The organism is Brevundimonas sp. UBA7534, from assembly GCF_002479325.1.
Classification (GTDB): domain Bacteria; phylum Pseudomonadota; class Alphaproteobacteria; order Caulobacterales; family Caulobacteraceae; genus Brevundimonas.
Genome location: NZ_DLMO01000069.1, coordinates 301 through 23,416 on the forward strand (window position 1 = coordinate 301; position 23,116 = coordinate 23,416).

Below are 23,116 nucleotides of genomic sequence, written 5' to 3' on the forward strand. Positions count from 1 at the left end.
CGTCGCCGCCGCCGAGCGCGAGCTGGCCGCCCTTCGCGCCAAGCGCGAGGTCCAGCCTTGACCGACGCGAGCGTGGACATGGCCGCCAAGGGGGGCGTGAGCCCGACGGCCATCCCCAATCCGCCCAAGCGCTCGGCCTCGGCCCTGGCTTTCGATGTGCTGCTTTGGGGCGGCCTGGCGATCGTACTGATCGCCAGCTTCGGCAAGGTCGACATGCAGAACTTCGGCCGGCTGTTCTCGGGGTCCGAGAACATCTCGACCTACGGCGCCGAGCTGTTGCGGCCCGACTGGGGCGCCATCTTCCCGCCCGGGGATTTCTGGACCTCGTTCAAGGCGATCTTCAGCCAGCCGACGGCCAGCCTGGCGGGCCAGATGTGGCTGACGGTGCAGATCGCCCTGTGGGGCACCTTCCTGGCCGTCTTCCTGGCCCTGCCGCTCAGCCTGATGGCGTCGCGCAACATCGCGCCCGGCTGGATGGTCTTCATCGTCCGTCGGGTGATGGATCTGCTGCGCTCGATCCCCGACCTGGTCATCGCCACCCTGTTCATCGTCGCGGTGGGCCTGGGTCCGCTCGCCGGCGTCCTGGCCCTTGCGCTGAACACCGGCGGGGTGCTGGCCAAGCTGTTCTCCGAAGCGGTCGAGTCGATCGACAAGGGGCCGGTCGAGGGGGTGCGCGCCACCGGCGCGGGCCAGCTGCACGAGATCGTCTGGGGCGTCTTTCCGCAGGTGGCGCCGCTGTGGACCTCGTTCGCCCTGTATCGCTTCGAATCGAACAGCCGCGCGGCCACCGTGCTGGGCCTGATCGGCGCGGGCGGCATCGGCCAGACCCTGTTCGAAAGCATCCAGGCCTTCGACTACAGCCGCGTGGCCGCCATCGCCATCGTCATCGTGGTCGCCGTGACCCTGATCGACACCCTGTCCCAGGTCATGCGCAAGCGCCTGCTCTGACGCGCCGCATACGGACGGATAAACCGTCACAAACCCGGTCGGCGGACTGTCACAATCCTCTGCTCTAAGCGTCGCGAACACGACGCTTAGGGAGCGCCTTGATGATCCGGACTTTGAAACTGGCCGCCTCGGCGGCCGCCCTGCTGGCCCTGGCGGCCTGCGGCGACAATGGCGGCGCGGCCGGCGGCGGCGCCCGCGCGGGGATCTGGGCGGCCGGCTCCTCGACGGTCTTCCCGTTCTCGACCCGCGTGGCCGAGACCTTCGCGCGCACTTCCGGCGGCGCCGCGCCGCGCGTCGAGAGTCTGGGTACCGGCGGCGGCATCCAGGCCTTCTGTCAGGGCGTCGGCCCCACCACGCCCGACATCGCCAACGCCTCGCGCCCGATGAAGGCGTCCGAGTTCGACCTGTGCCAGAAGAACGGCGTCACCGAGATCGTCGAGATCAAGATCGGCTTCGACGGCATCGTCATCGCCACGGCCCGCAACGGCAATGGCTTCAACTTCGAACTGAACGACCTCTATGAAGGCTTGGCCAAGGAAGTGCCCGGCCCGAACGGGACCTTCATCGCCAATCCCGCCAAGACCTGGAACCAGGTCAACGCCGGCCTGCCGAACCAGCGCATCCAGGTCTATGGCCCGCCGCCCACCTCGGGCACGCGCGACGCGTTCCTGGAACTGGGCATGACGCCGGGCGCCAAGCTGGTGCCGGCCGCGGCGGCCCTGGAAAAGAGCGACAAGGATCGCTTCGAAGCCCTGGCGCACACCCTACGCGAGGACGGCGCCTGGATCGACTCGGGCGAGAACGACAACGCCATCGTCCAGACCCTGACCCGCACGCCGGGGTCGTTGGGCGTGTTCGGCTATTCCTTCCTCGAGCAGAACCTGGACACGGTGAAGGCCGAGACCATAGACGGCGTCGAGCCGAACGCCGACACCATCGCCGACGGCTCCTACCCGCTGTCGCGCAGCCTCTACATCTATGTGAAGAAGGCCCATGTCGGCGTGACGCCGGGACTGGCGCAGTTCGTTCAGGAATTCCTGTCGGAAGGCGCGGCCGGTCGCGGCGGCTATCTGCAGGATCGCGGCCTGATCCCGCTGCCGGAAGCCGACCTGGCCGCCCAGCGCGCCGCCGCCCAAGCCATGACCCCGATGCAGCGTCCGGCCAGCTGACGGGAACCGATGGCCGCCCCGCCCCTTCTTTCGCCGGTCCGCACCGGCTAGAAGGGGCGGGACAGCTGTCAGGATCTTACATGACTTCCACTCCCGCGCGCCTGCGCAAGGCCGTGCTGCCCGTCGCGGGCCTCGGCACTCGTGTCCTTCCGGGCACCAAGACCACGCCCAAGGAACTGCTCAACGTCGTCGACCGGCCCATCCTCTCCTACATCGTGGAAGAGGCGCGCGAGGCGGGCATCGAGCACATCGTCTTCGTCACCGGCCGCTCCAAGGGCGCCATCGAGGACTATTTCGACCATCAGATCGAGCTTGAGGCCCAGCTGGAGGCCAAGGGCAAGACCGACATCCTGGCCATGATGAACGCCGAACTGGCGACGGCCGGGGAAATGAGCTTCACCCGCCAGATGCAGCCTAAGGGCCTGGGCCATGCGGTCTGGTGCGCGCGCGACATCATCGGCCACGAACCCTTCGCCGTCATCCTGCCCGACGTCATCGTAGATTCTCAGCCCGGCGCCCTGAAGCAGCTGGCCCAGGTCTATGCCGAAACCGGCGGCAACATCATTGGCGTGGAATCGGTGCCTGAGGACCAGACCCACAAATACGGCATCGTCGATCCGGTCAGCCGCGACGGCGCGCGCATCGTGATGAAGGGCATGGTCGAAAAGCCCGCCGCCGGCACGGCGCCGTCCAATCTGTCGATCTCGGGCCGCTATATCCTGCAGCCGGAAATCTTCGACCTGCTGGCGACCCAGGAGAAGGGCGCAGGCGGCGAGATCCAGCTGACCGACGCCATGGCGCGTCTGATGGCGAACCAGAGCTTCACGGCCGTGGAATACGCTGGCGTCACCCACGACTGCGGCGACAAGATCGGCCTGCTGCGCGCCAATGTCGCCCTGGCCCTGAAGCGCGCCGATCTGGGCGAGGCGGCGCGGACGGCGATCTCGGCTCTGCTCTAGACCACCACGCTGACGCGGCGCGGCGAGAGGTGCGCTTCCAGTCGATGGCGCAGCCCGTCCAGCCCGACGACAGGGGGTGCGCCCGCGCCGGCGGCCGCATAAGCCCCCAGGGCCGCCTTCATCTCATAGGCCAGCATCGCCGCCATGGCCGGATTCGCCGCGCCGCCGGTCTGGAGGATGCGCAGATGGGCCGCCAGTTGATCCAGATGGCGCTTGGCGGCGTCTGTCTGGCGGGCGTCGACATGGGGCTCCGCGCGCTGCGGCCGTGGGGACACGACGACTTCGGGGCGCAGCGGCCAGTCGCGCGCGACGGCGGGCTTGGGCGTCTCGACGAACGGACGCGCCAGGGCGGGCGAGGCCAAAGGTTTCATGAGCGTTAACGCTCGGCTGCTTTGGTTAATCGGGTCTTAACGAGCGGCGCCTCGCCCTGGCCGCCGTCTTTTGGCATAAGCCGCCGATGAAGTTCCTAGACCAGGCCAAGATCTACATCCGCTCGGGCAACGGCGGCGCGGGCTCCGTGTCGTTTCGGCGCGAGAAGTTCATCCCCAACGGCGGGCCCGACGGCGGCGACGGCGGCAAGGGCGGCGACGTCTGGATCGAGGCGGTCGAGGGGCTGAACACCCTGATCGACTACCGCTATCAGCAGCATTTCAAGGCCCAGACCGGCGCCCACGGCCAAGGCCGTCAGATGCACGGCGGCAAGGGCCAGGACGTGGTGCTGAAGGTTCCGGTCGGCACCCAGGTGCTGGACGAGGACAAGGAGACGGTGCTGCTGGACATGGATACGCCCGGCAAGGCCGAACTGCTCCTCAAGGGCGGCAACGGCGGCTGGGGCAATGTCCACTTCAAGGGGCCGGTCAACCAGGCGCCGACCCACGCCAATCCGGGCCAGGAGGGCCAGGAGCGCTGGATCTGGTTGCGCCTGAAACTGATCGCCGACATCGGCTTGGCGGGCCTGCCCAACGCCGGCAAGTCCACCTTCCTGTCGGCCGCCAGCGCGGCGCGGCCCAAGGTGGCGGACTATCCCTTCACCACCCTGACGCCGAACCTGGGGATGGTCGATCTTTCGCCGTCGGAGCGGTTCGTCATCGCCGACATCCCCGGCCTGATCGAGGGGGCCAGCGAGGGCGCCGGCCTGGGAACGCGCTTCCTGGGCCATGTCGAGCGCTCGGCCAGCCTGATCCACCTGATCGACGGGACCCAGGACGATGTGGTCGAGGCCTATCGCATCATTCGCGGCGAGCTGGAGGCCTATGGCGAAGGCCTGGCCGACAAGGCCGAGATCCTGGCGCTGAACAAGATCGACGCCCTGACCCCCGAGATGCGCGAGGAGAAGGCCGACCAGCTGGAGGCCGTCGCCGGCCGCCGCCCGATGCTGGTTTCCGGCGTCTCCGGCGAGGGCGTGCCCGAACTGCTGCGCGCCGCCTGGGCCGAGGTCAAGAAGACGCGCCGCGCCCTGGCCGACGACAGCGAGGTCGCCCAGACGACCGGCTGGCAGCCCTGAGTCACGGGGGCCGACAACGGAATCGCCACTTCGTGCGTTAGGATGCGCGTACAGCGAAGCTGGGGGAGGCGTTTCGATGCGGCGTGTTCTGATCTGGTCGATCCTGACGGCGATCACCGCCCTGATCCTGATGGGCGTGGGATACTGGACGTACTGGAACTTCTTCGCCCGGTTCCAGCCGGTCACGGTGACGCAGAACCAGGCCGAGATTCAGCAGCTGCTCGACCAGTCGTCTTGGGTGTCCGATGGCGCGGGCGGGCAGCCGGTCTATGTCGTCGGCTGGCGCGACAGCGCGGCCTTGGACCGATATCTGCGCGAGGAGGCCCCGCGCCTGCGCGCCGGCGGGGCCGAGCCGCGCTTCATCGTCTTCGCCCGGCCAGACCGCGAGGGCGCGCCGCAGTCGACCGCCGCCGAACGGTCCACGGTGGCCGAGCTGTGGCTGACGCGCGACTGGCGGCTGTTCCAGCGCTGGACCTCGACGCCCCCGCGCAGCTGGACCGCGCAGGGAGTGCCGCCGGCCGACGGCGATCTGGCGCGCGAGGCCGTGGTCGAGGCCGCCCGCCGCTTCGATGCGCGACTGACCGAGCTGCTGGCGCCGTCGGGCGTCGCCATGGCCCATCCGCTTGTGCTGTGGCGCGACGCTCAGGGCTTCCTCAAGGCCTGCGCCTGCGCCGAGGCCCGCGCCTGGCCCTTCGTGCGCGACGATCTGGGCGCGCCTGACCGGGTCGGCGATCCCGGCGCCGCGCCGGTGGCGGACTCTGAGGGCGCGTCGCCGATGGCCTATCCCGACGTGACCGGCGCCCCGCAGCCCGCGCCCGGCGAGGCCGCCCCGGCTTCCCCGGCGACGCAACCGCCTGGAGTCGGGCCGGCGACCACCACGCCGCCCCGCGGCTCGCAGACGCCGCCCGCGCAACCCCGCGCGGCGCCGCAGCCGAAGAAGCAGGACGACGCCACCTTCTTCTGACGGCTCAGTCCGGCTCGCGCTCGCCGACCTCGACCGGCCTCAAGGCCCGCAGCCAGCCGTCGGCCATGCGGATGTCGGGCACGGCGTCGCGGGTGAAGGGCAGATACCAGGTCGGCCCGCCCGCCGCGGGCGCGATCTCCAGCATGTCGTCGGCGCCGAAATTCTGCACCGCCTTGACCGTGCCGATCACCGCGTCATCGGCGTCCCGGGCCTGAAGCCCAATCAGGTCGGCCAGGTAGAACTCGTCCTCCTCGGGCTCGGGAAAACGATCGCGCGGCACGTGCAGCTTCAGGCCGCGCAGGGCGTCGGCCTCTTCCTTGGTGGCGATTTCCTTGGCTCGGCCGACGACGCCGTTCTTGTCCGGTCGCGCTGAGGTCAGGGTCAGGCCCACCGAGCCGTCGGCCCGCAGCAGGGGTCCATAGGCCGTCAACGCCAGCGGATCGGCGGTGAAGGCGGTTACCCGCACCTCGCCCCTGACGCCGAAGCCGCCACCGACCTGGCCCACGAGGATAAGTCTGCCGTCCTTGGTCATGCGTCGCCCTCTCTCATGGTCGCCCCATAACAGAAAAGCAGCGCCCGCGAGGACGCTGCTTTCCGATGTTCCGATCCGGCCGGAGCCGGAACGGCGGAGGGCTTAGCCTTCGGCCTTTTCCTCGGTCGCTTCTTCGGCGGCCGGGGTTTCTTCAGCAGCGGCTTCAGCGGCCGGAGCTTCCTCGGCCGGGGCCTCTTCAGCGGCCGGGGCGTTCTTGGCGGCTTCGGCTTCTTCCTTGGCCTTGGCGGCGGCTTCGGCGGCTTCGGCCTTGGCGGCGGCTTCGGCTTCCAGACGATCGGCTTCGCGCTGGGCGCGCTCGGCGGCGCGCTCTTGCGCCTTCTTGCCGGGCTGAGCCTTGTTCGGGTTGTTGGACTGGGTCCACTTCACCTTCTGGCCCAGGGTCTCGTCCTGCGACAGGAAGCGGGCGACGCGGTCGGTCGGCTGGGCGCCCTTGCCCAGCCATTCGGCGATGCGCTCGACCTTCAGGGCGACGCGCGGGGTCTCGCCGTCCTTGGGCAGCATCGGGTTGTAGCTGCCGACCTTCTCGATGAACTTGCCGTCGCGCGGCGAGTGCGAGTCGGCGATGACGATGTGGTAGTAGGGGCGCTTCTTGGCGCCGCCGCGGGCCAGACGAATCTTCAGCATTGTCAGTCTCTTTCTAGATCAGATCAGTTTTTCTTGGGGAAGCCCGGCAGGCCCGGAAGCCCCCCCGGCAGGTTCGGAAGTTGACCGCCGCCCAGTCCCGCCAGGCGGTCCTGAATGGCCTTCAGTTCGTCGGCGCTGGGTTCCGGCGTCTTGCCGCCGCCCAAGGCCTTGAGGCGCGCCATGTCCGGCCCGCCGCCGCCGCCGAGACCGCCCAGCATGGCGGCCATCTGCTGCATCTTCTTGGGTCCGCCGCGCGCCATCGACTTGACCACGTCGGCCATCTGGCGGTGCTGCTTCAGGACCCGGTTTACATCCTGGACCTCGACGCCGGCGCCGGCGGCGATGCGCTTCTTGCGCGACGCGTTCAGCAGGTCCGGCTTCTTGCGCTCGGCCTTGGTCATCGAGGAGATGATGGCTTCCTGGCGCAGGATCATGCGGTCGTCGATGCCGCTCTCGGCCATCTGGCCCTTCATCTTGGCCACGCCGGGCAGCATGCCCATGATGCCCTGAAGGCCGCCCATCCGCTTCATCTGCTGAAGCTGGCCGGCCAAGTCGTCCAGGTCGAACTGACCCTTGGCCAGCTTCCTGGCCATCTTCTCGGCCTTGGCCTGGTCCAGGTCCTGAGCGGCCTTTTCGACCAGGGCGACGATGTCCCCCTGACCCAGGATGCGGCCAGCGACGCGGCGGGCGTCGAACACGTCCAGCGCATCGACCTTTTCGCCGGCGCCCAGATATTTGATCGGCAGGCCGGTGACGGCCCGCATCGACAGCATGGCGCCCCCGCGCCCATCGCCGTCGGCGCGGGTCAGGACCAGGCCGGTCAGCGGCAGCCGCTCATGGAAGGCGGACGCCGTGCGCACGGCGTCCTGGCCGGTCAGGCTGTCGGCGACCAGCAGGGTCTCGACGGGCTTGGCGATGTCGGCGACCTCGGCCACCTCATTCATCAGCCCTTCGTCCAGGGTGATGCGGCCGGCGGTGTCCAGGATCAGGACGTCGAAGCCCTGAAGCTTGGCTGACTGCAGCGCTCGGCGGGTGATCTGCACCGCGCTCTCGCCCGCCACGATCGGCAGGGTCGCGACGTCGATCTGCTTGCCGAGCGTGGCCAGCTGTTCCATCGCGGCCGGACGACGCGTGTCCAGCGAGGCCATCATGACCTTCTTGCGATCGAACTTGGTCAGGCGCAGCGCCAGCTTGGCCGAAGTCGTGGTCTTGCCCGAGCCCTGCAGGCCGGCCATCAGCACCACGGCGGGCGGATTGGCGTTGGTGTTCAGCGGGACCGGCTCTTCGCCGCCCAGCATCTCGATCAGGCCGTCATAGACGATCTTGACCACCTGATCGGCCGGCTTGACCGAACGGATGACCTCTTCGCCGGTCGCGCGCTCGGTGGCGAAGGCGATGAATTCCTTGACGACCGGCAAAGCGACGTCGGCCTCCAGCAGGGCCACGCGCACTTCGCGCATCGCCTCGGCGACATCCTTTTCGGACAGGGCGCCGCGCCCGGTGATCCGGTCGAAGACGCCTGTCAGCCGCTCGTTCAGAGCCTCGAACATTCACTACCTCAGTCAGCGCAGGCGAAGCGGCTCCATACGACAACGGCCCCTGTGGACGATCACGTCGACAGGGGGTTCTCGCCCACCTCGTCCCGACACATCGGGGGTCGTGTGGGTGGAGACGCGAGGTTCACTTGCGTCGGAAGCGGCGGCTTATGAAGGAAAAGCGGAGGAATGTCGACTCTCCCCTTTCGTCATCCTCCGGCGAGCGCAGCGAGATCGGGGGACCCAGCGGCGCCGAAGGCGAAATGGTTCTTCGGCGCCGACGTCAGGCTTATGTGCTCGCGACCGGTTCGCGCTCCCGCGCGCCGCTGGATCCCCCGGTCTGCGCCGCGAAGACGCGGCTTGCCAGAGGATGACGAAAAGGAAAAGTCAGGCCGAGGCGTCGAGCACGACGGCGATCCCTATTCCTGCTCGTCCGGCGTCTCCGGCTCGTCCGCCGGCGTCGCATCCGGCTTGGGCTCCGATCCGGGCTCCGTCACCACGATCCCTTCCGGCGGCGCGCTCAGCTTCGACAGGTCCCCGCCGGCGCGCAGCACGTCGAGCGCGCGTTCCAGCTGATAGTCCTTGTCCTTGTCGTAGTCCTCGCCCGGCGCTTCGCGCGGGGTGTGGGCGCCCTTGCGTTCGGCGCCGATGGAGGCGTCCAGCGCGGTGGCGTAAGCCGCCTCGGAATAGATGAAGCTGGAGCGTGAGACGATGCGCGCCTCGGCCGCCGACCGGGCCACCTCGTAATCCGGCTCGATGCCGATCTTCTGGATCGAGGCGCCGGACGGCGTGTAGTAGCGCGCCGTGGTGATCGACAGGGCGCCGTCCTGCCCCTGGCGCAGCGGGATCACCGTCTGCACCGACCCCTTGCCGAAGCTGGTCAGGCCCACCACGGTCGCCCGTTGGTGATCCTTCAGGGCGCCGGCGACGATCTCGGACGCCGAGGCCGAGCCGTAGTTGATCAGCACCACCACCGGCAGGCCGCCGGTCAGGTCGCCGGCCTTGGCGGAATAGCGTTCGATCTGCTCGGGCTTGCGGCCGCGCTGGCTGACGATCTCGCCGCGTTCCAGGAAGGCGTCGGACACGTCGATGGCCGCCGTCAGCAGGCCGCCGCCGTTGTTGCGCAGGTCCAGGACATAGCCCTTCACGCCCGGCTTCTCGGCCTTGATCTTGTCGATGGCCTCGGTCAGCTCGCGGCCGGTGTTCTCGTTGAAGGTCGAGACGCGCAGATAGCCGAAGTCGCCCTCGACCCGGCCCGTGACCGACTGGACCTTGATGACCTCGCGGGTCAGCACGACTTCCAGCGGGTCCTCGCCGTCGCGCAGGAAGGTGACCTTGACGCTGGTGCCGACCTCGCCGCGCAGCTTTTCCGACACCTGGCTGACGGTCAGGCCCGCCGCGTTCTGGCCGTCAATGGCGCTGATGACGTCGCCGGCCTGGACGCCGGCGCGGGCTGCGGGGCTCTCGTCCATCGGCGAGATGACCTTCACCAGGCCGCCCTCGGAGGTGATGGTCAGGCCGACGCCGGAATACTGGCCGGTGGTCCGCTCCTGCAGATCGCCATAGCTGTCGGGCGGCAGATAGTTCGAATGCGGATCCAGCGCGGTCATCATGCCGCTCAGCGCCGCCTCGATCAGCTTCTTGTTGTCGACCGGCACGACGTACAGCCGCTCGACGATGCCCACCACGTCGCCGAACAGCTCCAGCATGCGGAAGGTTTCGTTGCGCGGGGTCTGGCTGGCGACGGCGGCGGCGGAACCGCCGAGGGCGAGGGCGGCGCAGCCGACGAGGAGCAGTTTACGCATTCGGTCTCTTTCGGTGGGCCCGATCATGGAAGGCGCCCGGCTTCGATCACAGGCCCCGCAGACACGACCAAATCGTGGCGACGCGGCGTCCGCCCGATAAAATCAGCGTCAGGCCGGCAGGGGAAGGGCGCACGCGCGATCAGCCGTACATTTCGCCCAGATAGACGCGCCGGACCTCGGGGTCGTGGATGGCCTCGTCCGCCGTGCCTTCGAACAGCACAGACCCGGCCGAGATGATCGACACCCGGTCGGTGATCTCCAGCGTCTCGCGCACATTGTGGTCGGTGATCAGCACGCCGATGCCCTGGCCGGCCAGATAGCGGATGACCGAGCGGATGTCGGCGATGGCCAGGGGGTCGATGCCGGCGAAGGGTTCGTCCAGCAGCATGAAGGACGGACGTCCCGCCAGGGCGCGCGCGATCTCGACCCGGCGCCGTTCCCCGCCTGACAGGCCCGTCGCCGGGGCGTGGCGCAGATGCTCGATGTGCAGTTCGCCCAGCAGGCGCGATGTCTCGGCCTCGATGCTGGCCTTGGGCGAGTTCAGTTCGACCACCGCGCGGATGTTCTGCTCGACCGTCATGCCGCGGAAGATCGAGGCTTCCTGCGCCAGATAGCCCAGGCCCATGCGCGCGCGCTGGTACATGGGTTGGGCGGTGATGTCCTCGCCGTCCAGCCAGATCGAGCCGGCGTCCGGCGGGATCAGGCCGGTGATCATGTAGAAGCAGGTGGTCTTGCCCGCCCCGTTGGGGCCCAGCAGGCCCGCGACCTCGCCGCGCTGGACCGTCAGGGAGACGTCGCGCACCACCTGCCGCTGGCCGAAGGCGCGGGCGATGTTGCGCACCCGCAGGCCCTTGTCGGCGGGCGCGGCCTCGACCTCCGGCGCGGCGGCCGGTTCGTCACGGTTCAGGGCGGAGAGTTCCTTGCGCGCCAAATCTGCTCAGTCCGGCCGAAAGGCCTCAGTTGCCGTTGGGATAGAAGACGCCCTGGATGCGGTTGCCGGCCGACCCGCGCGGGGCGCCGGCCATGGTCGCGGCGTCGGTGTTGACGTTGTAGGTCAGGCGGCCGCCCGTCAGGACGTTCCGGCCCTGGGTCAGGACGACGTTGCCGGTCACCACCACTTCGCCGCCGTCGAGGGAATAGACGGCGCGGTCGCCGCGCATCGACTGGGTCGGGGTCACGAAATAGACGGTTCCGGTCGCCTCCACCCGGTCCGGGTCACCCGAGGCGTCGCGGTACAGGGTGATGGCGTCGGCGCGCAGGCGGTTGTCGCCTTGCGTCACCTCGGCCCGGCCGCGCAGGGAGATGGTCTCGGCGGTCTGTTCGCCCGAATCCGCGCCGAAGGCGATCGGCTGGTTCGAGGTCCGGTTCGACTGGGCGTCGCCCACGCTCGGCAGGACCAGGACGGTCAGGGCGGTCGCCGCCGCCAGCATCTTCATCTTCATCGCCGTCATCCGCCTGATCCGGAGGGATTTATCGTCCCCCTTATCTTGTTATCGCCCTGGCCGTTGAAAACCACCCGCTGGCCCTGATCGTAGATCGCATAGGACGAAGCGTTGATGGTTCCAATAGGGCCGGCTCCCTGAACGCCCTTTGAACCGGTGATGATCCCGGTGCGGGTGTCGACCACCGCCTCGGGCGTCGTCAGGACGAAGCCCGAGCCGCCGTCGGAAATCCGCACATTCGGGCCGATGGTCACGGTGCGGGCCGCCTCGTTGTAGGTTCCGCCGTCGGCCGTCATCTCCGTCACCTTACGCCCGCCCAAGTTCAACTTCAGCGCCGGGCCGATCAGGCGGAAATGGCCGGTGGTTCCGTCGCGCACCGCGCCCTGGGCGCCGATGACGAAAGAGCGTCCCTGCGCGTCCTGGCCGTGGAACATCGGATTGTCCAGGCGGACCTCCTGGCCCTGGGTGGCGCGCCGCTCCACCCCCGACATGACGGTGCGGAACACGGTCCAGGTAAGGGCCCCGCCCGCCAGCACCAGCATGATGATCGGCAACACCCGGCGATACAGCCGCACCCGACGCGAGTGGGCGCGCCAGCGCCGGCCCTCCTGGGCGACGCGGGCCTCGTCGGCGCGGGTGGCGGGGGTGTCTCGCGGGTCCGTCACGGGGCGGCCCTAGCTGTGGGCGAAGATGTCGACCTCGTCCCAGCCGGCGAGGTCGAGCGCCGAACGGGTCGGCAGGAAGTCGAAACACTTGGCCGCCAGCTGCGTGCGGCCCTCGCGGGCCAGCATCTGGTCCAGCCGCGCCTTCGCGGCGTGCAGGTACAGGACGTCGGACGCGGCGTAGTCCAACTGCGCCTGGGTCAGTTCGGGCGCGCCCCAATCGGACGACTGCTGCGCCTTCGACAGATCGACGCCCACGGTCTCGCGCACCACGTCCTTCAGCCCGTGCCGATCGGTGTAGGTGCGCGCCAGTTTGGAGGCGATCTTGGTGCAGTAGACCGGCCGCGTCTCGATGCCGAGATGCAGCTGGAACATGCCGATGTCGAACCGGCCGAAATGGAAGATCTTGAGCACCTGCGGATCGGCCAGCAGCCGCTTCAGGTTCGGGCAGTCGTAGGCCGGGCGGTTCAGGCGCACGACGTGGGCGTTTCCGTCGCCGGCCGACAGCTGGACCACGCACAGCGGGTCTCGCCCGAAGCGCAGGCCCATGGTCTCGGAATCGACGGCGACCTCGGGCCCCAGGTCCAGGTCGTCGGGCAAGTCGCCCTGATGCAGATAGACGGTCATGCGCAGGTTCTTACACGCCGGCCTCAAGCAGCGCCACGCCGCGCGTGGCGCGATAGGCCGGAAACAAGCGCCTCACGCCGCATCGCGCCGCGCGCGATGCGATAGGCCCGAAACCAAGAACGGCGCCGCATCCGGGATGCGGCGCCGTTCGAAAGATGGTGCCCAGAAGAGGACTCGAACCTCCACGGCCGTTAAGCCACTGGCACCTGAAGCCAGCGCGTCTACCAATTCCGCCATCTGGGCCCCGTCGGTCTCGCCTTGCGGCGTTTCCATCGGGAAGGCGCGGACCTCTAAGGCAGAGCATCGGCGGGGTCAACAGACCTTTTGGCGCTTTTTTCGCTTTCCGTGACAAGGGGCCGATCCGGCGTGGCTAAGGCGTGTTAGGCCTGTTCGCTAACGTCGCCTTGAAGGGAGGGGGCGCAGGCTGCGGCCATGGCGGATTCCCTGATCCAGACCCCGGCGGACGACCGCCGCGCCCGCGCCCGCCCGGCCTTTCGCCAGGCCCGGCGGGACGACGAGCGCGTGCGCCTGCTGGGCCAGGCGGTCGACCTGGTGCGGCCCGAAGAGGTCCTGTTGCACCTGGCCCGCTGCGTGCGCGAGGGCCGCCGCACCGTGATCGCCAACCACAATCTGCACAGCCTTCACCTGGTGCGGAAGACGCCTGAGATGCGCGCCTTCTACGCCGCCGCCGACCTGGTCCAGGTGGATTCGCGGCCCCTGCTGTGGTTCGCGCGGATTCTGGGGCTCAGCGCGCGGCCGTTTCACCGCTGCACCTATCTGGACTGGCGCGATCGCTTCTGGAGTCTGGCCGACCGCGAGGGCTGGCGGGTCATGGCCGTGGGCGGGGCGCCGGGCGTGGGCGAGACGGCGGCGCGGCGCCTGGGCCAGCGCTATCCCCAGGCCAACATCCGCACCCACCACGGTTATTTCGACGCGACGCCCGGCTCGGCGGAAAATGCGGCGGTCCTGGCCGAAGTGGCCGCCTTCCGCCCCCACGTCCTGTTCGTCGGCATGGGAATGCCCCGCCAGGAGGAATGGATCGTCCGCAACCTGCAGCGGCTGCCCGACTGCGCCATCCTGTCGGTCGGCGCGGCCTTCGACTACGAGGCGGGCGTCCAGGCCGCCGCGCCGCGATGGACCGGGCGCGTGGGGCTGGAGTGGGCCTATCGCCTGATGCGCGATCCCCGGCGCCTGTTCGTGCGCTACTGCATCGAGCCGTGGAGCCTGGTCCCTGCCGCCCTCGACGACCTGCGCACGGCCCGCAGACGACGCGGCGACAGCGTGGCTGAAGGCCGCCGCCACTAAAAACCTACTTGTACACTAGAGTTTTGCGGCGAATGATCGACCCTCCCTTACGGAGACGCCGATGACCGAACCGCACATCGCCATCGTCGGGGCCGGCTTCAGCGGCCTGCTCAGCGCCATCCACCTGCTGCGCCTGTCGCCGCGCGCGCGGGTCAGCCTGATCGAGCGCCGCCCGCTCTTCGGCGTCGGCGCGGCCTATGACACCGGCAATCCGACGCATCTGCTGAACGTGCGGCTGGACAATATGAGCGCCCTTCCAGACCGGCCCCGCCACCTGGCCGACTGGCTGGCGGACCAGCCCCGCTGGGAGGCGCAGGACGGCTTCATCACGCGAGGAACCTACGGCCGTTATCTGCGGGGCCTGCTGGAGGAGGCGGTGCGTGAGGCCCCGGAACGGCTGGCCCTGGTCTCCGGCGAGGCGCGGGCGATCCGCCGGGTCGGCGACCGCTGGCGGCTGGACGTCGAGGGCGCGTCGCCGCTGGAAGCCGACGCGGTGATCCTGGCCCTGGGCAATCTGGAGCCGGCCGCCCTGAACGGCGCCGATCCGGACCTCAGGGCCTCGGGCGCCTATGTCGAGAACCCCTGGCGCCTGGACCCGGTCGAGGTGGAGACGGCGCGCGACATCCTGCTGATCGGGGCCGGGCTGACGATGGTGGACTGCGCCCTGGCGCTGCGGCGCCCGGCGCGGCGATTCACCGCCCTGTCGCGCCACGGCCTTCTGCCCCGCGCCCACGCCTCGGCGGCGCCCGCACCGTTCGGGGGAGACTTCGCGGGCGATCCGGCGGCGATCCTGGCTCAGGTTCGGGCCGCGACCCGCGATCACGACTGGCGCGCGGTGTTCGACCGACTGCGCCACCAGGCCCGGCCGCTGTGGCGCGGCTGGACGCCGGCCCAGCGCGGCCGCTTCCTGCGCCATCTGCGGCCGCTGTGGGACGTGCACCGCCATCGGCTGTCGCCGGGCGCCGCGCGCCAGATCGACGGCATGATCGCCTCGGGCGAACTTTCCATTCAGGCCGGCAAGCTGGTCTCTGCGGGACTGAAGGCGGACGGGGTGCATGCGGCCTGGCGCCCGCGTGGGCGGCGCCGGGCCATTCGCGGCCGTTTCGACCTGGTGATCAACTGCACGGGTCCCCTGGGCGAGATCGGCCGCAGCGCCGAGCCGCTGATCGTCGATCTGCTGGCCCAAGGGCTGGCCGTCCCCGACCCGCTGGGCCTGGGCGCGCGGGTGGACGACATCGGCGGCCTGATCGGCCGGAAGGGCGCCACGCCGGGCCTCTACGCCATCGGCCCGCTGACGCGCGGCGCCTATTGGGAGATCACGGCCGTGCCGGACCTGCGCGGCCAGGCGCTGGACCTGGCTGGCGCGGTCGCGCGCGATCTGGCGGCTTAGCGGCGTTCGGCGGCCGAGGCGGCGCGGGCGCCGGCGAATTCGGCGTCGGCGTTCCATTCCGGCCAGGCGTCGGAATCGGCCAGGTCGCGGCCCACGGCGTAGATCAGGGCCACGTCGGCGGCGGCCGCATCCATGCGCCAGGTCTCGTCCCATTCATCGGACGGCTGGTGATAGCGGTTCTCCACATAGTCCCGGCTGGCGGCGCTGGCGCCGGTGAAGCCGGCGGCGGGGAACAGGGCCGGCACGCCCTGGATCGCCAGGGGGAAGTGGTCCGAGCGATAGAAGGCGCCGGCCTGGGGCGCCGGATCGGCGATCAGGGTGCGGCCCGTGGCGCTCGCATGGCGTTCCAGCACGGCGTCCAGCTGGTTCTTGCCCTTGCCGATGACGACCACGTTCGGGTCGATCTCGGTCCCCGGCAACAGGCTGTCGACGTTGATGTTGGCGACCGTCTTTTCCAGCGGCCAGACCGGATTGGCGGCGTAGTAGGTCGAGCCCAGCAGGCCCGCCTCCTCGCCCGACCAGGCGGCGAAGACGATCGACCGCTTGGGCCGCGGGCCGGCGTTAAAGGCGTGGGCCAGCTCCAGCAGGGCGGCCACCCCCGTCGCATTGTCCACCGCGGCGTTATAGATATTGTCGCCCGACGCCTCCGGCGTGCCCACGCCGTAGCCATCCCAGTGGGCGCCATACATCACCGTCTCGTCCGGGTGCTCGGCGCCGGGGATGCGCGCCAGGACGTTGCGCGTCTGCACCCGGTCGGCGATCTGGCCGAAGTCGACGCTCATCGTCGCGCCCGACAGTTCGACCGGGCGGAAGTCGGCGCGGCGCGCGGCGTCCTTCAGGGCGACGAAGTCCAGGCCGGCGGCGCTGAACAGCTCTTCCGCCTTGGCCCGCTGGATCCAGCCCTGGAAGGGTGCCCGTTCGGCGTCGGGGTTCGCCCGCACGATGTCGAACTTGGGCGCCGCCGAGGAATTCTGCAGCACCGACCAAGGATAGCCGGCCCCGGCCGTCTCGTGCACCACCAGCACGCCGGCGGCGCCGCGTCGGCCCGCCTCCTGGAACTTGTAGGTCCAGCGGCCGTAGAAGGTCATGGCCTGGCCGTCGAACTTGCCGGCCACCGGATCGCCGTCGGCCGCCTCGAAATCCGGGTCGTTGACCAGGACCACGATCACCTTGCCGCGCACGTCCACGTCCTTGAAGTCGTCCCACTGACGCTCGGGCGCCGTCGCGCCGTAGCCAACGAAGACGATCGGGGCGTCGGTGACGGTGATGTGATTGGTCGGCCGGTCGCTGGAGACCAGGACGTCCGGCCCGCGTTCGAAGGTCAGGGTCCGACCGCCGGCCGAGGCGGTCACGGTCGCCGGGCCGTCCTGGCGCGTGCGCGACAACTGGGCCGTCTGGAAGAAGGAGCCGTCCGGCCCGCCGCCCTCGGCCCCCGCCGCGCGGAACTGTTCGGCCAGCCATTCGACGGTCTTTTCCTCGCCCGCCGAGACGGGGCCGCGCCCCTCGAACTCGTCCGACGCCAGGACGCGCACCGCCTGGTTCATCCGCTCCGCGTCGATGGCCGCAAGGCCGGAGTCCTGGCCCGGATCCTGTGCGGCGCTCTGGGCGAAAGCCGCATTGCAGGACAGCGACAGGGCGAGGATGGACACGGCGGACAGCAGACGGCGCATGAAGAAGGTCTCCGGGCAGGCGAACGTGGTCTTAACCCTGAACCGTCGCGGCCGTCGTGTCGACCGCACCCGCCAGCCAGTCGCGCAGGCCCGCCGCGGCGGCGACGCCCGAGGCGAAGCTGGCCTGCAGCAGATAGCCGCCGGTCGGCGCCTCCCAGTCCAGCATCTCGCCGGCGACGAAGACGCCGGGTCGGGCCTTCAGCATCAGGCGGTCGTCGACCGCCTCCCACGCCACCCCGCCGGCCGAGGATATGGCCCGCTCCAGCCCCTGCACGCCGGTCGCCGTCAGGACCAGACCCTTGATCCGGGCGGCCAGCGCCTCGGGCGCGTCGGGCAGCGGCCCGGCCTCTCGCAGCAGGGCGGCGGCCGCAGGGGTCAGGGCCGCCGCCTTGCGCAGGCGGTTGGACAGGCTGGCCTTGACCGGCTGGGCCGCGAGCCGTGCGGCCAGCCGATCCAGGGGCGTGTCAGGTTTCAGGTCCAGGGTCAGGACGGCGCGGCCCTCGCGCGCCGTCGCTTCGCGGATCGCCGCTGACAGGGCGTAGATCGCTCCGCCTTCCAGCCCATAGTCCGCGATCACCGCCTCGCCCCGCACGGTCGCCTGTCCGTGGCGCAGGGCGATCCCCTTCAGCGGAGCGCCGGCGAACCGCTCGCGCAGCATCGGCGACCAGGCGATATCGGCGCCGACGTTGGCTGGACGAAAGGGCGACAGGGCCACGCCCGCCGTCTCGAGCCAGGGCGTCCAGGCCCCGTCCGATCCCAAGCGGGGCCAACTGGCGCCGCCCAGGGCCAGCAGGGTCGCCTCGGGCCGTTCGCGCTTTTCGCCCTCGGGCGTGTCGAACACCAGGGCGCCGCCCTGCCAGCCCCGCCAGGTCGATCGGGTGTGGATCGTCACCCCCAGGTCGGACAGCCGCGCCAGCCAGGCCCGCAGCAGGGGCGAGGCCTTCAGTGCCCGGGGAAAGACCCGACCGCTGGTGCCCACGAACGTCGACTGGCCCATCCCCTCGGCCCAGGCGACCAGATCGGCCGGAGAAAAGGCCTCCAGCCAGGGCGCGACCGACGCGCGGGCCTCGCCGTAGCGGTTCAGGAAGGCCTCGGCACGCTCTGAGTGGGTCAGGTTCAGCCCGCCCCGGCCGGCCATCAGGAATTTGCGCGCGACCGAGGGCATCCGCTCGTGCACGGCGACCGTCAGGCCGCTGGCGGCCAGGCGTTCGGCCGCCATCAGCCCGGCCGGGCCGGCGCCGATGACGACGATCTGGGGGGTGTCCGCTCGCATCGCCCCGCTTTGCCCGTTCACGGCCCCGCTGGCCATAGGGGCGGCGCGCGCTATGTTCCGCTCCATGAGCGTCGCCTTTACCCGAGAAGAAGATCTTGAAGCCACGGCGGCCGACCTGGCCGATCGGCCGATCTCGTCCCATCCCAATCTGGTGACGGAGCAGGGTCTGGCCCTGATCGAGGCCGAACTTGCCGCCGCGCGCGCCGCCTACACCGCCGCCCAAGTCCAGGGCTCGATCGAAAGCGACCGCACGTCGATGGCGCGGGCGACGCGGGACCTGCGTTATTGGTCGGCCCGGCGCGCTTCGGCGCAGCTGGTTGCGCCCGGCGCCGACGACGGCGTCGTGCGCTTCGGCGGGGCGGTGACGATTGAGCGGGAGGACGGCCGCGTCCAGACTTGGCGCATCGTGGGCGAGGACGAGGCCGATCCCGCCCAAGGCAGCATCAGCTATGTCTCGCCCCTGGCCCAGGCCCTGCTGGGCAAGCGTGTGGACGACGAGACGACAGTTGCGGGCGGCGTCGTCGCCGTCGTGGCCGTGTCGGCCTGACGTTCGCCTGGCTAGCGAGGTCGCGCTTCGATCAGCACCTCGGTGCGTCGGCGCATCGGGGCGTTGGCGCCCTGCGCCGTCGTCGCGCCGGCCGCGCCGGCGGCCTGGACCTCGAAGGTCGGGACCGGCAGACCGTCCGCCTCCAGCGCCGCTGTGACGGTTTGTGCGCGCCGCTCCGACAGGTTCAGATTGGCCGTGGCCGCGCCTTGCGCGTCCGCCAGGCCCAGCACTCGCACCCGGTCGATGGCGCAACCCGCCACCTGTTGCGCGCCCAGCCGGATCGCCTCGCGCGCCATGGGGGTCAGGCTCGCCTGGTCGTTGGCGAAGTAGATGTCGAAGCGGACCGGCGCGCAGTCGGTCCTCTGCACCAGGTCGTCCCGGCTGGGTCCGCTTGCGCAGCCCGCCGCCACCAGCGCCACGCCGATCATCCCCGCCGCCATCGCTCTCATAAGCCCGCCTCCTGGATCATGAAAAAGGCGGCCCGTCGTTCGACGAGCCGCCCAAATCCTGTCTTTCGACGCCGTCAGGCGCGTCGACCGGGATCAGTAACGGCGCTGGCCGTTATCCCAGTAGCACTCGTCCTGACGGTTATCGTAGCAGTAGTAGTACCGGCCCTGGCTGTCGCGGTAGCGCTGCTGGTTGTTGCGATCTTGGGCCGAGCCGCGGATCGCGCCCGCCGCGCCGCCGAGCGCGCCGCCGATCAGTGCGCCGGTGGCCGCGTTGCCGCCGCCGACGTTGTTGCCGACAATGGCGCCGGCCACCGCGCCCAAGCCGGCGCCGATGGCGCCCTGACGGACGGTCTGGTTGCTGTTGCCGTACGGGTCGCTGGCGCAGGCCGAAGCCAGCAGACCGGCTCCCGCGATCGCGATAATCGCCATTTTCATGATGTCTCTCCTCGAAACTCTGTTGGTTCGCCCTGACCACGAGAACGTGGCCCGGGCTTGACGGTTCCCAGCGACCACGCCGCCAAGGCTGATATATGGCGAAGCTTTCTTGAACCTCGGTCGGAACGGCCGCAGGTGCGAAGCGTTGCGGCGCACATGAGCGATACGATTGCGACCGAACGGGATGCCGCCGCCGGGCCGAAGGGAGAGCTGACGCCGCACACGCCGCTGCGGCGCGCCGTGATGCTGGTCAATCCGTTGTCCGGAAGCGTCGGCCCGCGAGCGGCGGGTGAGGCCGAGGCGATCCTGGCCGATTATCAGCTCGAGGCGCGGGTGGTGGTTCTGGAAGGCGACTTCGACGCCATCATCGCCGACGCTTTCGCCGAGAAGCCTGATGTCATCTTCGTGCTGGCTGGCGACGGCACCGCGCGGGCGGTCGCCTCGCGCGCCAAGCCGAATGGTCCAATGATCGCGCCGCTGCCGGGCGGCACGATGAACATGCTGCCCAAGGCGCTATACGGCACGACGGACTGGAAGGAGGCCTTGAGGCGCGCGCTGGAGGAGGGCGAGCCGCAGTTCGTCTCGGGCGGCGAGGTCGCGGGCGAATATTTCTACTGCGCCGCCATCCTGGGCGCGCCCGCGCTCTGGGCGCCGGCGCGCGAGGCCATCCGCACGGGCAAGCTGCGCCAGGCCGTCGGTCATGCGCGCCTGGCGTTGAAGCGGGCCTTCAGCGGCCGACTGCGTTTCAGCCTGGACGGCGGGCGCAAGCGCCGCACCGAAGCCCTGGTGCTCATCAGCCCGATGATCTCGCGCGCCCTGGAAGAACCGGTCGGTCTGGAGGCGGCGGCAATGGACCCGCTGGACGCCATGCAGGCGTTCCGATTGGCGGCGACGGCGCTGTTCACCGACTGGCGGCACGATCCCTCCGTCTCGACTCAACCCGCGCGGCGCATCGACGCCTGGGCCCGCTCGCGCATCCCCGCCGTCATCGACGGCGAGACCATCCGCCTGAAGTCCGAAGCCACGGTCCGGTTCGCGCCAAAGGCCTTTCGCGCCCTGACGCCCAAGCCGCCCGCCGCCGAGGACAGCGTCTGATGGGGCGCATCCTCCAGTTTTCAGACATTCATTTCGGTTGCGAACACAAGCGCGCCGTCGCCGCCGCCCTGGACTACGCCCACGCCACCCCCAACGATCTGGTGCTGATCACCGGCGACATCACCCAGAAGGGCTATCCAGCCGAGTTCGCCGCCGCGCGCGACTGGATGCGCGCCATGCCCGAGCCGCGCTTCGTCATCGTGGGCAATCACGACGTGCCCTATTGGGACGCGGTGGCCCGGGTGTTCCACCCGTGGCGGGCGTTCGAGACGGCGACGGGTTTCCCCGCCCACGACGGGCAGTTCTGCGACGACGCGGTGATGGTGCGCGGCGTGGTGACCGCGCGCGGCTTCCAGGCCCGGCCCAACTGGTCCAAGGGCGTCATCGACCTGGACCAGACCCGACGCGCGGCCGAGGCCCTGCGACAGGCGCCGATCGGGGCGCTGAGAGTTCTGGCCTGTCACCATCCGCTGATCGAGATGATCGGCACGCCGATGACCGGCGACGTCAAGCGCGGCGACGAGGCGGCGCTGATCTTCGCCGAGGCGGGCGTGGATCTGATCATGACCGGTCACGTCCACGTGCCGTTCGCCATGCCCATCCCCTTGGCCGACAAATGCTCCTATGCGGTCGGATGCGGGACGTTGTCGCATCGCGAGCGCGGATCGCCGCCGGGATTCAATCAGATCGATTGGGACGCCAAGACCATCACGGTCACGGCCCTTGCGTGGGACGGCGAACGGTTCAGCTCGCACCAGGTCTGGCGACTGCCGCGCCGTCAGGACACGCGAAAGGCCGCCACGGCGCCGGATCCGCAACATCCGGGCGAGCGCGAGAAGGCGGCGGTCTGATCCACGCTCTCGCCGAGGCATGAGAAAAGGGCCGGAGTTCAGCTCCGGCCCTTCAAGGGTCTTCAGGCGACGCGCTCTATATCCGCGTGCCGCGTCCGCGAAGTCCGCCAGCCACCAAGGCGATGACGAAAAGGATGATGGCGACCACGGCGATGAATTTGGCGATCTCGAACGAGAAGTTCGCGATCCCGCCGAAGCCGAGAACAGCCGCGACCAAAGCCACGACCAGGAAAATAATGGCCCAACGAATCATGGCCCGGTCCTCCTGAAGTTGTTGTTTTGACAAGGTCGGGACGGTTTCCCTTCCCTCTGCAGAACAACGCTCCCGCTTGAGGCCCGTTCCAGAACATGAACCGGCTAAATTCTATCGACGCCGACGACGATACCCACGCTCGTCGAGCTTTCGCTCTGTCACCATGCTGGCCACGATGGCGGCAAGCGCCGGATTGCGAAGCAGCAGGAACAGGGCGCCCAGGCCGCCAACAGCGCCGATGACCGGGCGGTCGCGCACGATGTGCATGACCTTGCCCAGCAAGCCTTCAGGCTCATCGTCCTCGTCCTCCTCGTCGCGGTTGTCGCCGCGCAGGAAGACAAGGGCGGTCACGAGGGCGACAAGGGCGAACAGGCCGAAAGTCGCCGCCGCGGCGCCCAGGGGCGTCATGGCCAGGCTGAGTGCATAGAAGATGGCGAGGCCCATAAAGACCACGGCAAGGAAGGCGCTGGCGGCGACCACGGCGGTCGCCACCAAACGCTTGATGAGCCCCCTGAACATCAGCGGCGGCGGCCGGCCAGCAACATGCCCAGCACCATGCCGACGCCGAGCGCGATGGCCGTAGACTGCAGCGGACGCTCCTGAACCCGCTCGACGACATAACGCTGGGCCTCGTCAAGACGCTCGGCGGCGTCGTCGTAATACTCGCGCCCGCGCACGCGAGCCTGTTCGTAGTAGCCGCGAGCCTGCTCGCGCACTTCGTCGCTCTTGGCGCGCAGGCGGGTCTCGGCCTCGGAGGCCTTCTCGCGCAGGCGCTGCGTTTCCTCGCGAGCACCGGCCTTAAGATCCTCCTTGAGGGTCTTCAGATCGTTCTTGATGTCTTCTCGAGCCTTGGTGGTGGCCATGATGCGCGCTCCGTTCACAAGCTTTGCATTAGAATAGGGAACCCCGATAGCCAACGCCACCGCGTGGTCAAGGTTCCCGCGCCGCAACATAAGCGCAGGCTCGCCAGCGGCGAGGCGTCGATCTAGAAAGCGCGCATGACCCAATGGCTTTTCCCGCCCAGCCCAACCCCGTCGCTGCCGATCGTCGGCGATG

General features: G+C 69.6%; 26 protein-coding genes and 1 tRNA gene. 10 read left to right on the forward strand and 17 right to left on the reverse strand.

Translation table 11 applies throughout. The annotated features are described in order from the left end of the window. Positions 1 to 57: 57 nt before the first annotated feature. From phnE to galU, 3 genes are all read left to right on the forward strand, one after another. Positions 58 to 948 carry a phosphonate ABC transporter, permease protein PhnE gene (gene phnE / locus B2U11_RS05240; RefSeq protein ID WP_292070394.1) on the forward strand — a complete coding sequence of 297 codons (891 nt, stop codon included), beginning with the start codon at positions 58 to 60 and terminating at the stop codon, positions 946 to 948. Between the two features lie 101 nt (positions 949 to 1,049). Further along, positions 1,050 to 2,117 (forward strand): substrate-binding domain-containing protein, encoded by a 1,068-nt coding sequence (locus B2U11_RS05245; RefSeq protein WP_292070396.1) that lies wholly within the window; start codon positions 1,050 to 1,052, stop codon positions 2,115 to 2,117. Between the two features lie 65 nt (positions 2,118 to 2,182). After that, positions 2,183 to 3,076, forward strand: coding sequence for a UTP--glucose-1-phosphate uridylyltransferase GalU (gene galU / locus B2U11_RS05250; RefSeq protein ID WP_414632935.1), 894 nt, complete (start codon positions 2,183 to 2,185; stop codon positions 3,074 to 3,076). Here galU and B2U11_RS05255 read toward each other — a convergent pair. After that, positions 3,073 to 3,447 carry a hypothetical protein gene (locus tag B2U11_RS05255; RefSeq protein ID WP_292070398.1) on the reverse strand — a complete coding sequence of 125 codons (375 nt, stop codon included), beginning with the start codon at positions 3,445 to 3,447 and terminating at the stop codon, positions 3,073 to 3,075. The two genes, galU and B2U11_RS05255, sit on opposite strands and share 4 nt — an antisense overlap. A gap of 86 nt (positions 3,448 to 3,533) precedes the next feature. On the opposite strand from B2U11_RS05255, the gene obgE reads away from it, so the two are divergent. Together obgE and B2U11_RS05265 are read left to right on the forward strand one after the other, a co-directional pair. Beyond that, complete coding sequence (gene obgE, locus B2U11_RS05260; protein WP_292070399.1) at positions 3,534 to 4,580, forward strand: GTPase ObgE; 1,047 nt, start codon at positions 3,534 to 3,536, stop codon at positions 4,578 to 4,580. A 76-nt stretch (positions 4,581 to 4,656) separates the two neighbouring features. Next, on the forward strand, positions 4,657 to 5,544 hold the full coding sequence (locus B2U11_RS05265; RefSeq protein ID WP_292070400.1) for a hypothetical protein: 888 nt from the start codon (positions 4,657 to 4,659) through the stop codon (positions 5,542 to 5,544). A gap of 4 nt (positions 5,545 to 5,548) precedes the next feature. Here the strand turns inward: B2U11_RS05265 and rimM are convergent, their stop codons facing one another. The 9 genes from rimM to B2U11_RS05310 form a co-directional block, all read right to left on the reverse strand. Beyond that, the gene (rimM, locus tag B2U11_RS05270) at positions 5,549 to 6,076 is read right to left on the reverse strand and encodes a ribosome maturation factor RimM (RefSeq protein WP_292070401.1); all 528 of its coding nucleotides are present in this window, start codon (positions 6,074 to 6,076) and stop codon (positions 5,549 to 5,551) included. A 102-nt stretch (positions 6,077 to 6,178) separates the two neighbouring features. Next, entirely contained in the window at positions 6,179 to 6,721 is a 543-nt protein-coding gene (gene rpsP, locus B2U11_RS05275; RefSeq protein ID WP_292070403.1) for a 30S ribosomal protein S16, read from the reverse strand. A 23-nt stretch (positions 6,722 to 6,744) separates the two neighbouring features. Continuing rightward, positions 6,745 to 8,271, reverse strand: coding sequence for a signal recognition particle protein (gene ffh / locus B2U11_RS05280; protein ID WP_292070405.1), 1,527 nt, complete (start codon positions 8,269 to 8,271; stop codon positions 6,745 to 6,747). A gap of 404 nt (positions 8,272 to 8,675) precedes the next feature. Next, positions 8,676 to 10,061, reverse strand: a complete 1,386-nt coding sequence (locus tag B2U11_RS05285; RefSeq protein ID WP_292070406.1) for a S41 family peptidase — start codon at positions 10,059 to 10,061, stop codon at positions 8,676 to 8,678. 139 nt (positions 10,062 to 10,200) lie between these two features. Next, on the reverse strand, positions 10,201 to 10,992 hold the full coding sequence (gene lptB, locus B2U11_RS05290) for an LPS export ABC transporter ATP-binding protein (RefSeq protein WP_292070407.1): 792 nt from the start codon (positions 10,990 to 10,992) through the stop codon (positions 10,201 to 10,203). Positions 10,993 to 11,017: 25 nt separating this feature from the next. After that, entirely contained in the window at positions 11,018 to 11,512 is a 495-nt protein-coding gene (locus B2U11_RS05295) for an LptA/OstA family protein (protein ID WP_292070409.1), read from the reverse strand. Next, a complete protein-coding gene (gene lptC / locus B2U11_RS05300) occupies positions 11,509 to 12,168 on the reverse strand; it encodes an LPS export ABC transporter periplasmic protein LptC (RefSeq protein ID WP_292070410.1) in 660 nt (219 codons plus the stop codon). Before lptC ends, B2U11_RS05295 begins: the two co-directional genes overlap by 4 nt. 9 nt (positions 12,169 to 12,177) lie before the next feature. After that, complete coding sequence (locus B2U11_RS05305) at positions 12,178 to 12,792, reverse strand: ribonuclease D (RefSeq protein ID WP_292070413.1); 615 nt, start codon at positions 12,790 to 12,792, stop codon at positions 12,178 to 12,180. A 156-nt stretch (positions 12,793 to 12,948) separates the two neighbouring features. Beyond that, positions 12,949 to 13,035 (reverse strand) — tRNA-Leu (locus tag B2U11_RS05310). Between the two features lie 189 nt (positions 13,036 to 13,224). Here B2U11_RS05310 and B2U11_RS05315 point away from each other — a divergent pair. Together B2U11_RS05315 and B2U11_RS05320 are read left to right on the forward strand one after the other, a co-directional pair. Beyond that, positions 13,225 to 14,097 carry a WecB/TagA/CpsF family glycosyltransferase gene (locus tag B2U11_RS05315; protein ID WP_292070414.1) on the forward strand — a complete coding sequence of 291 codons (873 nt, stop codon included), beginning with the start codon at positions 13,225 to 13,227 and terminating at the stop codon, positions 14,095 to 14,097. A 61-nt stretch (positions 14,098 to 14,158) separates the two neighbouring features. Continuing rightward, a complete protein-coding gene (locus tag B2U11_RS05320; protein WP_292070416.1) occupies positions 14,159 to 15,487 on the forward strand; it encodes an FAD/NAD(P)-binding protein in 1,329 nt (442 codons plus the stop codon). On the opposite strand, the gene B2U11_RS05325 is transcribed toward B2U11_RS05320, so the two are convergent. Then, positions 15,484 to 17,157: a M28 family metallopeptidase gene (locus tag B2U11_RS05325; protein ID WP_292070418.1), complete on the reverse strand. Its 1,674-nt coding sequence runs from the start codon at positions 17,155 to 17,157 to the stop codon at positions 15,484 to 15,486. The genes B2U11_RS05320 and B2U11_RS05325 overlap by 4 nt on opposite strands. A gap of 31 nt (positions 17,158 to 17,188) precedes the next feature. Next, positions 17,189 to 18,430, reverse strand: a complete 1,242-nt coding sequence (locus tag B2U11_RS05330) for a TIGR03862 family flavoprotein (protein ID WP_292070419.1) — start codon at positions 18,428 to 18,430, stop codon at positions 17,189 to 17,191. A 64-nt stretch (positions 18,431 to 18,494) separates the two neighbouring features. Here B2U11_RS05330 and greA point away from each other — a divergent pair, with 64 nt between their 5' ends. Beyond that, on the forward strand, positions 18,495 to 18,977 hold the full coding sequence (greA, locus tag B2U11_RS05335) for a transcription elongation factor GreA (RefSeq protein WP_292070438.1): 483 nt from the start codon (positions 18,495 to 18,497) through the stop codon (positions 18,975 to 18,977). 11 nt (positions 18,978 to 18,988) lie between these two features. On the opposite strand, the gene B2U11_RS05340 is transcribed toward greA, so the two are convergent. Beyond that, on the reverse strand, positions 18,989 to 19,426 hold the full coding sequence (locus B2U11_RS05340; protein ID WP_292070421.1) for an OmpA family protein: 438 nt from the start codon (positions 19,424 to 19,426) through the stop codon (positions 18,989 to 18,991). A gap of 93 nt (positions 19,427 to 19,519) precedes the next feature. After that, on the reverse strand, positions 19,520 to 19,861 hold the full coding sequence (locus B2U11_RS05345) for a glycine zipper domain-containing protein (protein WP_292070423.1): 342 nt from the start codon (positions 19,859 to 19,861) through the stop codon (positions 19,520 to 19,522). Between the two features lie 156 nt (positions 19,862 to 20,017). Between B2U11_RS05345 and B2U11_RS05350 the strand changes: the two genes are divergently transcribed. Together B2U11_RS05350 and B2U11_RS05355 are read left to right on the forward strand one after the other, a co-directional pair. After that, positions 20,018 to 20,956: a diacylglycerol/lipid kinase family protein gene (locus B2U11_RS05350; protein ID WP_292070424.1), complete on the forward strand. Its 939-nt coding sequence runs from the start codon at positions 20,018 to 20,020 to the stop codon at positions 20,954 to 20,956. Then, positions 20,956 to 21,807: a metallophosphoesterase family protein gene (locus B2U11_RS05355; protein WP_292070425.1), complete on the forward strand. Its 852-nt coding sequence runs from the start codon at positions 20,956 to 20,958 to the stop codon at positions 21,805 to 21,807. Before B2U11_RS05350 ends, B2U11_RS05355 begins: the two co-directional genes overlap by 1 nt. 76 nt (positions 21,808 to 21,883) lie before the next feature. Here B2U11_RS05355 and B2U11_RS05360 read toward each other — a convergent pair whose 3' ends face one another. The 3 genes from B2U11_RS05360 to B2U11_RS05370 form a co-directional block, all read right to left on the reverse strand. Next, on the reverse strand, positions 21,884 to 22,060 hold the full coding sequence (locus B2U11_RS05360; RefSeq protein WP_249751652.1) for a DUF1328 domain-containing protein: 177 nt from the start codon (positions 22,058 to 22,060) through the stop codon (positions 21,884 to 21,886). A gap of 111 nt (positions 22,061 to 22,171) precedes the next feature. After that, positions 22,172 to 22,552 (reverse strand): hypothetical protein, encoded by a 381-nt coding sequence (locus B2U11_RS05365; protein ID WP_292070428.1) that lies wholly within the window; start codon positions 22,550 to 22,552, stop codon positions 22,172 to 22,174. A 26-nt stretch (positions 22,553 to 22,578) separates the two neighbouring features. Beyond that, on the reverse strand, positions 22,579 to 22,923 hold the full coding sequence (locus B2U11_RS05370; RefSeq protein ID WP_249751650.1) for a DUF883 family protein: 345 nt from the start codon (positions 22,921 to 22,923) through the stop codon (positions 22,579 to 22,581). Positions 22,924 to 23,116: the final 193 nt, after the last annotated feature.